Genomic DNA, 12,605 nt, shown 5'->3' with positions numbered 1-12,605 from the left:
GGCCTCACACCGTGCGCGAATGGCGCGGCTCGGTCCCGCGCATGGCGAGGTAGCGGTCGAACACCATGCACACGTTGCGGATCAGGAGGCGGCCCTTCATGGTCACGCTGATCCAGTCCGGGCCGAGGTTGACCAGGCCGTCGCGCTCGAGCCGGGCCAGCTCGCCCAGCTCGCGCTCGAAGTATTTCGAGAACACGATCGGGAAGGCCTGCTCGATGGCGGCGATCGACAGCTCGAACTGGCACATCAGCTTCTGGATCAGGCTGCGGCGCAGCGCATCGTCCATCGACAGGCGGATGCCGCGCGCCACCGGCAGCTCGTTGCGGTCGAGCGCGTCGTAGTAGGCGTCCAGCGTCTTGACGTTCTGGCTGTAGGTGGCGCCGACGGCGCTGATGGCCGACACGCCGCACGACACCAGGTCGGTGTCGGCATGGGTCGAATAGCCCTGGAAGTTGCGGTGCAGGCGGCCCTGCAGCTGGGCCACGGCCAGGTCGTCGGTGGGCTTGGCGAAATGGTCCATGCCGATGTAGACGTAGCCGGCGCCGGTCAGCTTCTCGATGCAGATCTGCAGCATCCTGAGCTTGGTGTCGCTGTCCGGCATGTCGCCGTCGAGGATGCGACGCTGCGGCTTGAACAGGTGCGGCATGTGCGCGTAGTGGTAGACGGCGATGCGGTCCGGGTCGGCGGCGATCACCTTGTCCAGCGTGGCGCGCATCGTGTCCGGGGTCTGCTTCGGCAGGCCGTAGATCAGGTCGATGCTGACCGAGCGGAAGCCCGCCGCGCGCGCGGCGTCGATGATGGCGACCGTCTCGGCCTCCGGCTGGATGCGGTTGACCGCCTTCTGCACGTCGGCGTCGAAGTCCTGCACGCCCAGGCTGAGGCGGTTGAAGCCCTGCCGGCGCAGGCTGTGCACGCGCTCCACCGACACGGTGCGCGGGTCGATCTCGATCGAGTATTCGCCGGCCTCGTCGGGCGCGAAGCGGAAGCACCGGCGCAGGTGGTCCATCAGCTCGCCCATCTGCTCGTCCGACAGGTAGGTCGGCGTGCCGCCGCCGAAGTGCAGCTGCTCGACGTCGTTCATGCCGGCGAACAGGCGGCCCTGCATCTCGATCTCGCGCTTCAGGTAGGCGAGGTAGGTGGCGGCCTTCTCGCGGTTCTTGGTGACGATCTTGTTGCAGGCGCAGTAGTAGCAGACCGTGTCGCAGAACGGGATGTGCAGGTACAGCGACAGCGGCTTGGCGCTGGCGCGCGTGCGCAGGTCGGCCACGGCATGCAGGAAGTCGCGGTAGCCGAACGATTCGGTGAACCGGTCGGCGGTCGGGTACGAGGTGTAGCGCGGGCCCGAGCGGCTCAGGCGCGTGATCAGGTCGGCGTCGAACTCGACGGCGGGCAGCACGGGCTGGAACGCCCGGACGGCGCCGGTGTTATTGCTGGCAGAAACCACATCGAACAGCTTCATCAAAAACTCCTGGCCTACCGCGTCACAAATGTCACGCGGAAATCGTATAGGCTGAGTTTATGGATCGGGATTAGCCAAATCTTTGACATGCATCAAAAATGACCGAGCCAAAGCTGTTCTACGTCGATTATGCGACGGGCGTATGGCGGTCGAGTTTAAAAACCGACAACGCTTGCGACAGGTGCCTTGCCTGTTCGGCAACACTGGACGACGCGGCCGCCGATTCCTCGACCATCGCGGCGTTCTGGCGCGTGATGCCGTCCAGCTGCGCCACCGCCGCATTCACCTGGGCGATGCCGTGGCCCTGCTCGCGCGAGGAGGCGGTGATGCCGTGCATGATCGCGGCGGCGTCCTGCACGGAGGCGACCACCTCGCGCATCGTGTCGCCGGCGCTGCCGACCAGCGCGTTGCCCTGGCCGACCTTCTCGACCGAATCCTCGATCAGCGCCTTGATTTCCTTCGCCGCCCCGGCCGAGCGCTGGGCCAGCGAGCGCACTTCGCCCGCCACCACGGCGAAGCCACGGCCCTGCTCGCCGGCGCGCGCCGCTTCCACCGCCGCATTCAGCGCCAGGATATTGGTCTGGAAGGCGATGCCGTCGATCAGCCCGATGATGTCGACGATGCGCGCGGCCGAATGGCTGATCTGGCCCATGGTCGCTCCGACCGCCTGCACGGCGTCGCCGCCGCGGCCCGCCACGCCGGACGCGGCATCGACCAGGCCGTCGGCGCGCACCGCGCTGTCGGTGTTGTGGCCGGCCGCCGCGGCGATCTGGGCCAGGCTGGCGGCGGTCTGCTCCAGGCTCGCGGCCTGGGCTTCGGTGCGGTGCGCCAGTTCGAGGTTGCCGCTGGCGATGTCGCGCGTGGCCGATTCGATCGAGGCGACGTTGGCGCGCACGTCGCCGACGATCGCCGTCAGGTTGATGTTCAGCTGGCGCAGCGCCAGCATCAGGCGGCCCATCTCGTCGTCGCGGCCGCGCTCCGGCAGCTGCGACAGGTCGCCGCCGGCCAGCGCGAACACGGCCGCGCGGGCGTCGTGCAGCGGCGTCACGATGGCGCGCTGCAGCTCGGCCCAGGCCAGCAGGGTCAGGCCGGCGCCCAGCAGCGACAATGCGCGCCAGGCCAGGCCGTCGACCGCCGCGGCCAGCAGCACCAGCAGCAGCGCCTGCCCGCCCAGCATCAGGCCCAGGCGCCGGCCCAGCGGCAGGTTGCGCAGGCCCGCCAGGCGCGCCCACCAGCCGGTGCGCACGATCGCGCCGCGCCGGATCGCCAGGCCGGCGGCGTCGTGCGCGGCGAAGCGGCGGTAGGCTTCCTCGGCGGCGGCCACGTCGGCGCGCGCGGGTTTGGTCCGCACCGACATGTAGCCGACCGTGCGCCCCAGCTCCTTGATCGGCACCACGTTCGCCACCACCCAGTAGAAATCGCCGTTCTTGCGGCGATTTTTCACGAGCCCGGTCCACGGTTCGCCGGCCTCGAGCGTTTTCCACATGTCCGCGAATGCCTCGGGAGGCATGTCCGGATGGCGCACGACGTTGTGCGCCTTGCCGAGCAGTTCGTCCTGCGCAAAGCCGCTGACTTCCATGAAGGCCGGGTTGACGTAGGTGATGCGTCCCTTCGTATCGGTCTTCGACACGAGCGACTGGCCGTCCTTCAGTTGATGTTCGATACCGGTCACCGGCAGGTTCTTGCGCACGACTGCTCCTTTTTATTTCCCTATGGCAACCACAAGTGTAAAGAAATGTACCTCCAAGCAGCAATAGTTTTATGGAATTCGTGTCGAAAATGCCCCAAAATAGTGCATGAAGGACATCCCGGCAGCAGGTCCCGGCCGATTCGGGTACGCTGCAGGGATGTCACCGCTGTTCCCGTCGTTGCCGCTGGACCTGCCCACGGGCGCACGCTTGCATTCTCGCCCACCCGACCTCACCATTAGCCGTCGATGAACGATCTTTCTCCCCTGACACGGCATTCCGATGTCCTCTACGGTCCGCACCAGCCCGCGCTGCTGCGGCATGAAATCCTGGCCGACCTGCTCGAGGCGAGCGCGCGCCGCGCGCCCGACCATCCGGCCCTGGTCAGCGCCGACCGCACGCTCAGCTACGGCGAACTGGACGCGCTGGCCGACGTGGCCGCCTCGCGCCTGATCGAGGCCGGCATCCGGCCCGGCCACATCGTCGGCCTGTGGATGCCGCGCGGCGTCGACCTGCTGGTGATGCAGGCCGCCATCGCCAAGGCCGGCGCGGCCTGGCTGCCGGTGGACGAGGACACGCCCGTCGAGCGCCTGCTGGTGTGCATGGACGACGCCGGCTCGCCCGCGCTGGTGACGAGCGAGCGCATGCGCGAGCGCCTGGGCGCCATCGCCCGGCCGGTGCACATGGCGGAGCAGTTGCTGGCGCCCGTGCCGGACGGCCACGTCCTGCAGCGGCGCGGCGCGGTGCCCGGCGACGCGCCCGCCTACGTCATCTATACCTCCGGCTCGACCGGCAAGCCCAAGGGCATCCTGATCGACCAGCGCAGCATCTGCCACTTCCTGCGCAGCGAGAACGCGATGCTGGGCGTGGTTGCCGCCGACCGCGTCTACCAGGGCTTCTCGGTCGCCTTCGACATGTCGTTCGAAGAGATCTGGATCTCCTACCTCGTCGGCGCGACGCTGTGGCTGGGGCCGAAGGAAGCGGCCGGCGACCCGGAAGCGCTGCCGCGCCTGCTGGCCGAGAACGGCGTGACGGTGCTGCACGCGGTGCCCACGCTGCTCGCGCTGTTCGCCGAGGACGTGCCTGGCCTGCGCATCATCAACCTGGGCGGCGAGATGTGCCCGGAAGCCGTGGTCGAGCGCTTTTCGCGCCCCGGCCGCCAGATGTTCAACACCTACGGGCCGACCGAGGCGACGGTCTCGGCCAGCCTGGCGCGCCTGGAGCCGGGCAAGCCGATCACCATCGGCACGCCGCTGCCGAACTACGGCCTGCTGGTGATTTCCACCGAGACCGACAAGGGCCTGCGGATCCTGCCGCGCGGCGACACGGGCGAGCTGTGCATCGTCGGCCCGGGCCTGTCGGCCGGCTACCTGGGTCGCCCCGACCTGACGGCCGAGAAATTCCTGCCCAATCCCTGGAGCGCGGGTCCGGACGACCCGCGCCTGTACCGCACCGGCGACCTGGCGCGCATCGAGCCGGACGGCCAGGTGGTGTGCCTGGGCCGCACCGACGACCAGGTCAAGATCCGCGGTTTCCGCGTCGAGCTGGGCGAGATCGAGGCGGTGCTGGCCCAGCAGGACGGCATCGGCACCACCGCCGTCCTGCTGCGCCGCGACGACGGCATCGACCGCCTGGTCGCCTACCTGGTGCCGGCCGCCGGCGCCACCGGCGCGCAGTCGAACCCCGCCACGCTGCGGCGCGCGCTGGCCGCCCGCCTGCCGCCCTACATGGTGCCGAGCCGCTTCGAGACGCTGGCGGTGATGCCGCGCCTGACCTCGGGCAAGATCGACCGCAAGGCCCTCAAGGCCATGGCGCTGTCGGCGCCGCCGCCGGGCGACGCGGCCGAATCCGACCTGGCCGAGACGCCGGGCGAGGAAGCGCTGTTCGCCGCGCTGGCCACGCTGTTCCCGGGCCAGCCGGTGCGGCGCGAGCTGGACTTCTTCGCCGACCTGGGCGGCCACTCCTTCTTCGCCGCGCGCCTGGCCAGCGCCCTGCGCGCCGACCCGCGCTTCGCCCACGTGACGGTGCGCGACATCTACCAGCACCGCCAGGTCGGCGCGATCGCCGCCAGCCTGGACCAGGCCGCCGGCACCGCCGCCGTCGAAGCCGACTGGACGCCGCCGTCCGGGATCAAGCGCTGGGCCTGCGGCCTGGCCCAGCTGGCGACCGTCCCGGTGCTGGTGACGCTGCGCATGGCGCAGTGGCTGGCGCCGTTCTTCACCTACCACTTCTTCACGGGCGACCCGGGCGATTCGGTGGCCCGGGCGATCGCCGCCTCGCTCGGCGTGTTCCTGCTGGCGACGCTGTTCGAATTCGTGCTGGCGATGCTCGGCAAGCGTCTCCTCGGCCGGCTCGAACCGGGCACGTACCCCCTGTGGGGCGTCACCTATTTCCGCTGGTGGCTGGGCGACCGCCTGGTCGAGGCGGCGCCGGTCTACCTGCTGGCCGGTTCCTCGCTGTATGCCTGGTGGCTGCGGCTGCTGGGCGCGCGGATCGGGCGCGACGTCGTGATCGGCTCGATGACGCTGCGCGCGCCGGAACTCCTGTGCGTCGGCGACAACGTCAGCATCGGCAACGGCGTCAACTTCGAGAACGCGCGCGTCGAGCGCGGGCGCCTGGTGCTGGGCCGCATCGTGCTGGACGACGATGCCTGCATCGCGTCCTACGCCGTCCTGGAAGGCAATACCCATGTCGGACGGCGTGGCCACCTGGAGGGACAGTCGGCGCTGCAGGACGGCGCCGCGGTGCCGGAGGGCCGCGTGTGGTCCGGTTCGCCGGCGCGCGATACCGGCGCCTTCGACCCGTCGACGCTGCCGCCGCGCCCCGTGGCCAGCCGCGCGCGCCTGGCCGGGGAAGCGCTGTTCTTCGTGTTCGGCATCCTGCTGGTGGCGACCGTGTTCTTCATGCCCGTCTTCCCCAGCTTCGTGCTGATCGACTGGTTCGACGAGCGCGGCGCCCTGCCCGGCTTCCACCAGAATGCCGTCTGGGGCCAGCTGGCGCGCTACTTCCTGCTGGCGCTGCCGGCCAGCGCCGTGCTGATCGCGCTGACGATGCTGGTGTCGGCGGCGATCCGCTGGGGCTTCCTGCCGCGCCTGCAGCCGGGCCGCTCGGCCGTGCACAGCAATACCTACTGCAAGAAATGGCTGGTCAGCCACATCCAGGAATCCAGCCTGAACGTCCTGCACGGCATCTACGCGACCGTGTTCGCGCCGTTCTGGTACCGCCTGCTGGGCGCCAGGGTCGGCCGCGACGCCGAGATCTCGACCGCGCTGGGCGTGGTGCCGGACATGCTGACGCTGGGCGACGAGACCTTCATCGCCGATGCCGTCATGCTGGGCGACGAGCAGATCGACGGCGGCTGGATGACGATGGAGCCGACCGTGGTGTCGAACCGCTCCTTCGTCGGCAACGGCAGCTACATCCCGGACGGCACCGTGCTGCCGGAAGGCGTGCTGGTGGGCGTGCACACCCATGCGCCGCCCAACGCGCACATGCGCGGCGGCGACACCTGGCTCGGCTCGCCGCCGATCCACCTGCCGGCGCGCGAACAGGTCAGCGGCTACCCGGAACACCTGACCTACCGCCCGTCCGCGCTGCGCCGCCTGGGCCGCACGGTCGTCGAGGCCTTCCGCATCGTCGCCCCGCATGCGCTGGTGATCGCGGTGGGCTACACGGTGGTGCTGGACCTGATGCCCCTGGCCGGCGCCGGCCGCTGGGGCGAGGTGCTGTGGGACCTGGCCCTGATCGGCCTGGCCTTCGGCATCGGCAACTACCTGTTCGTGCTGGCCTTCAAGTGGCTGCTGCTGGGCCGCTACAAGAAGCGCGCCGACCCGATGTGGACGCCGTTCGTCTGGCTGTCCGAGGGCGTCACCAATATGTACGAGGGCATCGCGGTGCCGAACTTCATGCGCTACCTGCGCGGCACGCCCTGGCTGCCGCTGGCCTTCAACCTGCTGGGCTGCCGCATCGGCCGCGGGGTCTACATGGACACGACCGACATCACGGAGTTCGACTGCGTGACCATCGGCGACCACAGCGAGCTGAACGCCCTGTCCTGCCCGCAGACCCACCTGTTCGAGGACCGGGTGATGAAGATCGACCGCGTCGAGATCGGCAGCAAGGTCTATATCGGCCCGCGCAGCGCCGTGCTGTACAGCGCCCGCGTCGGCGACAATGCGCGCCTCGGCCCGCTCACGCTGGTGATGAAGGGCGAACACATCCCCGGCGCCACCGCGTGGCACGGCCTGCCGGCGGCGCCGCAGCGGGGTTGACCGTGGCCGCGCGCGCTCCCGTCGACGTCCGCTGGGTGGATGGCGCCGACGCGGCGGCGGCGGCGGCCTCTACCCCTACCCCGGCCGTCGTCGGCGTGGCGGGGCAGGCCGACCGCGCCGCCGCGCGCCTGGCCATCCGCGCCGCCCTGCGCGGCGCGCTGGCCGCGGCCTGCGGCGTCGATCCCGCGCGCGTCCGGCTGGAGGAGGCGCCGGGCCGGGCGCCACGCGCCCGCGTCGACGACGGCACGCCGGGCGGGCGCGCCGCCTGGCTGGCCATCAGCCACGACGGCGCCCTGTCGCTGGCGGCCTGGCGCTTCGACGGGCCGGTGGGCATCGACGTCATGCAGGTCCAGCCGGTGCCCGACTGGGAAGCGGTGGCGCGCGACTACCTCGGCCCGGCCGCGGCGGCGTCGCTGGCGTCGCTGGCGGCGGACGCGCGCCCGGCCGCCTTCGCGCACGCCTGGAGCCTGCACGAGGCGCGCCTCAAGTGCCTGGGGCGCCAGCTCGAGGAGTGGCAAGCGGCCGTCGCACCGGCGCTGGAACGCTGCGCCTGCCTGCCGCTGGCCCTGCCGGAGGGCTACGTGGGCTACGTGGGCTACCTGGCGCTGGGCTGAGGCGCCCGCGCGCACTGGCGGCGCCGTGCCTCGTCTGTTGCCACCGCCGGTCGGTTAGTTGCGAAATTCGACGTTCCCCATCGGCATCGCGCCCGTTGTGCGTTACGGGTAAGATTGCAGGATGGATAACCTGACCCACTCCGTCGTCGGCCTCGGCATCGGCGCCCTGATCGACCGCAGCCTGGCGCCCGAACCCGATACCGCCGCCGAGCGCCTGCGCGCGCGCCTGCTGCTCACCGTCTGCTGCCTGGCCAGCAATTTCCCCGACCTCGACCTGGTGCTCACGCGGCTGCTCGAAGCGCCGCTCGGCTACCTGCTGCACCACCGGGGCCACACGCACACGCTGCTGGTCGCCGTCGGCGAGGCGGCCCTGCTGCTGGGCCTGGTCTGGCTGCTGTGGCCGGGCGCGCGGCGCCTGCTGCGCGCCAGCGCCCCCGCGCGCCGCGGCGCCGTGCTCGCGGCCGGCGCCGGCCTGCTGCTGCACATCGGGATGGATGGCCTGAACGTCTATGGCGTGCACCCGTTCTGGCCGTTCGACGCCGGCTGGTACTACGGCGACCTCGTGTTCATCGTCGAGCCGGTGTTCTGGATCGCCTTCGGCGTGCCGCTCGCCGCCATGGTGCGCCGGCCGTGGCTGCGCCGGGCCTGGCTGGCGCTGCTGGTCGCGGTGCCGGCCGGCTTCACGCTCGCCGGTTTCCTGCCATGGGGCTCGCTGGCCGGACTGCTGCTGCTGGGCGCCGTGCTGGCGTGGCTGCAGCGCCGCGGCGCCGCACCGTCGGCCGACGCCACCGCGCCCACTACCGCCACCGCCACCACCACGCAGCGCCCGCGCCGCCGCCGCACGGCCCTGGCCGCCGGCCTGGCGGCATCGCTGGCCTTCGTCGCGGTCCAGGCCGCGGCCATGCATGCGGCGCGCGGCATGATCGCCGCCGAGATCGCGCGCCTGGACGGCGGCGAGCGCCTGCTCGACGTGGCGCTGTCGGCCTATCCCGCCAATCCGCTGTGCTGGTCCTTCGTGACAGTCGCCCGCAACGCGGGAGACGACGCGGCCCGCAGCGCGGGAGACGACGCGGCCCGCGGCGCCGTTCACGGCGCGGCCGGCTACCACCTGCGCCGCGGCCTGCTCGCCATCGCGCCCGGCGTCGCGCCGGTCGGCGCCTGCCCGGCGCCCATCGCCGGCGCGGCGCCGAGCGGCGCGACCGCCCTGGCCTGGACCGCGGACGAGCGCCTGGACCTCGCCGTCCTGCGCACGCTGGGCGCGCACGACTGCCATGTCAACGCCTGGCTGCGCTTCGCGCGCGCGCCCTGGCTGGCGAACGGCGTGGCGACCGACGTGCGCTGGAGCCCGCCCGGCACCCCGAATTTCTCGACCATCGACTACGCCGCCCTGGCGCAGGCCCCCTGCCCGCATCCGGTGCCGGGCTGGGGGATGCCGCGCGCCGACCTGCTGGCCGCGCCATGAACGACCTGCCGATCCTGCACACCGCCCGCACGACGCTGTGCGTGCCCTCGCCCGCCAGCGCGCCGCTGCTGCAGGCCTATCGCATTGCCAACCGCGCCCACCTGGCGTCATGGGAGCCGGCGCGCACGCCGGCCGACTTCACGCTGGAGGCGGCGCGCGCGCGCCTGGAGCGCTCGCTGGCCGAGGCGCGCGCCGGCAGCGCACTGCACTTCCTCGCCTTCGCGCGCGCCGACGCTGACGACGCGGGCGACGACGGCGGCGACGGCGCGGCGCTGCTCGCCACCTGCTCGTTCACGAACATCGTGCGCGGACCGTTCCAGGCCTGCCACCTCGGCTTTTCGGTGGCGGCGCACCGCCAGGGCACCGGCCTGATGCACGAGGTGGCGGCGACCGCCATCGCCCACATGTTCGCGCACGAAGGCCTGCACCGCATCATGGCCTGCCACATGCCGGCCAACGCCCGCAGCGCCGCGCTGCTCGGGCGCCTCGGCTTCGTGCGCGAAGGCCTGGCCCGCTCCTACCTGCGGATCGCCGGCCGCTGGGAAGACATGGTGCTGACCTCCCTCGTCAATCCCCGCGACTAGCGACGCGGAGGGCCTCCCTTGCCCCCCGGCGCGTGCGAAACGGCGGCAGCGATGCCGTTCCGACATCGAAAGCGGGGCCAGATTGTTGTGCACGAGAAATTTCGTATCTCTGTGGTAATTGAACACTATTTCTCGTCATTTCTACCTGATAGACTACCTGTTCTCACCCATTACCAATAAATGCCGGTCGCTGATGCGATCCCGGGTGGCCGCACCGCACGACGCGGTCGGCGGGGCGGCGCAAAGAAGAACACAGGGAAGTCTCATGAAAGATCGACGGGTTCGCACGAACCCCAAGCTGCTGGCGCTCGCGGTCGCCGGCATCGTCGCGGGCAGCGCCCAGGCGCAGAGCACCGGCGACGGCATCCAGGAAGTGATGGTCACGGCCCAGCGCATGACCACGCCGGAATCGAAGACGCCGGTGGCGCTGAGCGTCCTCCAGGGCGAACAACTGGAGCGGGCCGGGCTCGACACCCCGGGCGCGCTCGGCCAGCGCCTGCCCAACACCTTCATCGAGAACGCGTTCGACGGCCTGCGCGTGACGATCCGCGGCATCTCCAGCGCCGACAATACCGACAAGGGCGACCCGTCGGCCGCCTTCATGGTGGACGGCATCTACCTGGCGCGCCCGCAGAGCCAGAACGTCACCTTCTACGACGTCGAGCGCGTCGAGGTGCTGCGCGGCCCCCAGGGCACCCTGTACGGGCGCAATACCACGGCCGGCGTGATCAACGTGATCAGCAAGGCGCCCGAGCGGCGCTTCGATGCCGGCTTCGACGTCACCGCGGGCGACCACGGCGCGCGCCAGGCCGGCGCCATGGTCAACGTGCCGGTCAACGACGTGCTCGCGCTGCGCGCCGCCGCGACCTGGAACGAGCACGACCCGTACCTGCGCAACGGCCCCGGCGTCACGCGCCGCCTGGGCCTGGACCGCGACGACCGCGCCGCGCGCCTGGCGGCGAAACTCGCCCTCGGCCGCGACGCCGACCTGCTGGTGCGCTACGAGACCAGCCGCGACGACACCAACAACGACAGCACGGTGCCGGACGCGAACTTCTACGACGGCATCGCCAGCGGCAAGCCGGTGTGGAAGGACGCCGCCACCCGCGACGTGTTGACCTACCGCTTCATCGCCCCCAACGTGGCGCAGCAGCAGGGCTACTCGCACAAGAAGACGGACGCCCTGTCGTCCGAGCTGAACTGGAACCTGGGGCCGGCCACGCTGTCCTGGCTGGGCGCGCACCGCGACTACGAACACCAGTACCGCTACAACTTCTACTACCGCGTCGCGCCCGCCATCGCCATCGGCGCGAACCAGGACTTCGACGCCCACTACGTGCAGGATTCGCACGAGCTGCGCATCGCCACGCGCGGCGCCGGCCCGCTGCAGGCCCAGGCCGGCGTCTACTGGTTCCGCGAAAAGACCAGCGCCCGGTACGACTTCAGCGGCCTGGAAGCGGTCGGCCTGACGCCGCACTACGTGTTCGTCAACGACCCGACCGTCTCGCGCAGCAAGGCCGTGTTCGGCCAGGCCACCTATGCGCTGCTGCCGCGCCTGCGCGCCACCGCCGGCGCCCGCTACACCGAGGACGACAAGACGCGCCGCGGCTATATCGGCTACCAGCAGACGCCGGTCTTCGACCCGGCCACCGATCCGCGCGAGCTGAACGCCAGCGCGATCTCCACCAGCAAGACCACCTGGCGCCTCGGCCTGGACTACGACCTGGCCCCGGCGACGCTGCTGTACGGCGCCGTCGCGACCGGCTACAAGTCGGGCGGCTTCAACGACGGCTGCGTGGCCGGCGCGGTCGTGGACGGCATCGCCTGCCCGGACGCCAGCGCCGTGCCGGCGGCCACCCTGGTCTACCAGCCCGAGACCGTGCGCGCCTACGAAGGCGGCCTGAAGACGCGTTTCTGGAACAACCGCGCCAGCCTGAACCTGGCGGCATTCCACTACGATTACCGCAACCTGCAACTGTCGGCCGAAACCGTCGTCAACGGCAAGCCCCGCTTCGACACCAGCAACGCCGGCCAGGCCAGCGTGCGCGGCCTCGAAGCCGAGGGCCAGGTGCTGCTGTCGGCGGCCGACCGCCTGACGTACGCGGCCGGCCTGCTCGACGCCCACTACACCCGCTACGCGCCGGACGGCGTGCATTCCTGGGCCGGCGTCAAGCTCGACCGCACCCCGACGCGCACGCTGACGCTCGGCTACGAGCACCGCTTCCGCCTGTCCGGCGGCAGCCTGGTCGCCGGCGCCGCCACCCGGGCCAGCTCAGGCTACCTGCTGTCGGTGCCGACGCAGCAGCTGATGTTCCGCGTGCCGGGCCATACGGAATCGGACCTGCGCCTGGGCTGGGAGCCCGACGGCGCGCGCTGGAGCGTGGTGGCGCGGGTGCGCAACCTCGAGGACGACGTGCGCCCGGTGTCGATCAACGCCTCCGGCCTGGCGGCGCCGTCGGCACCGCGCACCGCGGACGTGCGCTTCGACTACCGCTACTGAGGCGGCCCCGCGCGGACGGCGCGCGCC

The 12,605-nt window shown here is 71.3% G+C and carries 7 protein-coding genes; 5 read left to right on the top strand and 2 right to left on the bottom strand.

What is annotated here, in order from left to right; genetic code table 11:
* Positions 1-4: 4 nt before the first annotated feature.
* Together hemN and QZ749_RS13230 are read right to left on the bottom strand one after the other, a co-directional pair.
* On the bottom strand, positions 5-1,459 hold the full coding sequence (gene hemN, locus QZ749_RS13235; RefSeq protein ID WP_296947586.1) for an oxygen-independent coproporphyrinogen III oxidase: 1,455 nt from the start codon (positions 1,457-1,459) through the stop codon (positions 5-7).
* Between the two features lie 127 nt (positions 1,460-1,586).
* Positions 1,587-3,149, bottom strand: coding sequence for a methyl-accepting chemotaxis protein (locus QZ749_RS13230; RefSeq protein WP_296947583.1), 1,563 nt, complete (start codon positions 3,147-3,149; stop codon positions 1,587-1,589).
* Positions 3,150-3,395: 246 nt separating this feature from the next.
* Between QZ749_RS13230 and QZ749_RS13225 the strand changes: the two genes are divergently transcribed.
* From QZ749_RS13225 to QZ749_RS13205, 5 genes are all read left to right on the top strand, one after another.
* Entirely contained in the window at positions 3,396-7,418 is a 4,023-nt protein-coding gene (locus QZ749_RS13225; protein WP_296947581.1) for a Pls/PosA family non-ribosomal peptide synthetase, read from the top strand.
* On the top strand, positions 7,382-8,032 hold the full coding sequence (locus QZ749_RS13220) for a 4'-phosphopantetheinyl transferase superfamily protein (RefSeq protein WP_296947580.1): 651 nt from the start codon (positions 7,382-7,384) through the stop codon (positions 8,030-8,032). The genes QZ749_RS13225 and QZ749_RS13220 overlap by 37 nt, the downstream gene beginning before the upstream one ends.
* A 121-nt stretch (positions 8,033-8,153) precedes the next feature.
* Positions 8,154-9,494: a metal-dependent hydrolase gene (locus QZ749_RS13215; protein ID WP_296947577.1), complete on the top strand. Its 1,341-nt coding sequence runs from the start codon at positions 8,154-8,156 to the stop codon at positions 9,492-9,494.
* On the top strand, positions 9,491-10,078 hold the full coding sequence (locus QZ749_RS13210; protein ID WP_296947575.1) for a GNAT family N-acetyltransferase: 588 nt from the start codon (positions 9,491-9,493) through the stop codon (positions 10,076-10,078). Before QZ749_RS13215 ends, QZ749_RS13210 begins: the two co-directional genes overlap by 4 nt.
* 265 nt (positions 10,079-10,343) lie before the next feature.
* Complete coding sequence (locus tag QZ749_RS13205; RefSeq protein WP_296947572.1) at positions 10,344-12,578, top strand: TonB-dependent receptor; 2,235 nt, start codon at positions 10,344-10,346, stop codon at positions 12,576-12,578.
* Positions 12,579-12,605 lie beyond the last annotated feature (27 nt).

Source organism: uncultured Massilia sp. (assembly GCF_913773735.1).
Taxonomy (GTDB): Bacteria; Pseudomonadota; Gammaproteobacteria; order Burkholderiales; family Burkholderiaceae_D; genus Telluria.
Note: the sequence above shows the minus strand (reverse complement) of the source record. Positions and strands in the feature narration are given on the sequence as shown.

Excerpts from the sequence above, each read along its gene's own strand:
- hemN (WP_296947586.1), bottom strand. The coding sequence starts at position 1,459 with ATGAAGCTGTTCGATGTGGTTTCTGCCAGCAATAACACCGGCGCCGTC.
- QZ749_RS13215 (WP_296947577.1), top strand. The coding sequence starts at position 8,154 with ATGGATAACCTGACCCACTCCGTCGTCGGCCTCGGCATCGGCGCCCTG.
- QZ749_RS13205 (WP_296947572.1), top strand. The coding sequence starts at position 10,344 with ATGAAAGATCGACGGGTTCGCACGAACCCCAAGCTGCTGGCGCTCGCG.
- QZ749_RS13225 (WP_296947581.1), top strand. The coding sequence starts at position 3,396 with ATGAACGATCTTTCTCCCCTGACACGGCATTCCGATGTCCTCTACGGT.
- QZ749_RS13210 (WP_296947575.1), top strand. The coding sequence starts at position 9,491 with ATGAACGACCTGCCGATCCTGCACACCGCCCGCACGACGCTGTGCGTG.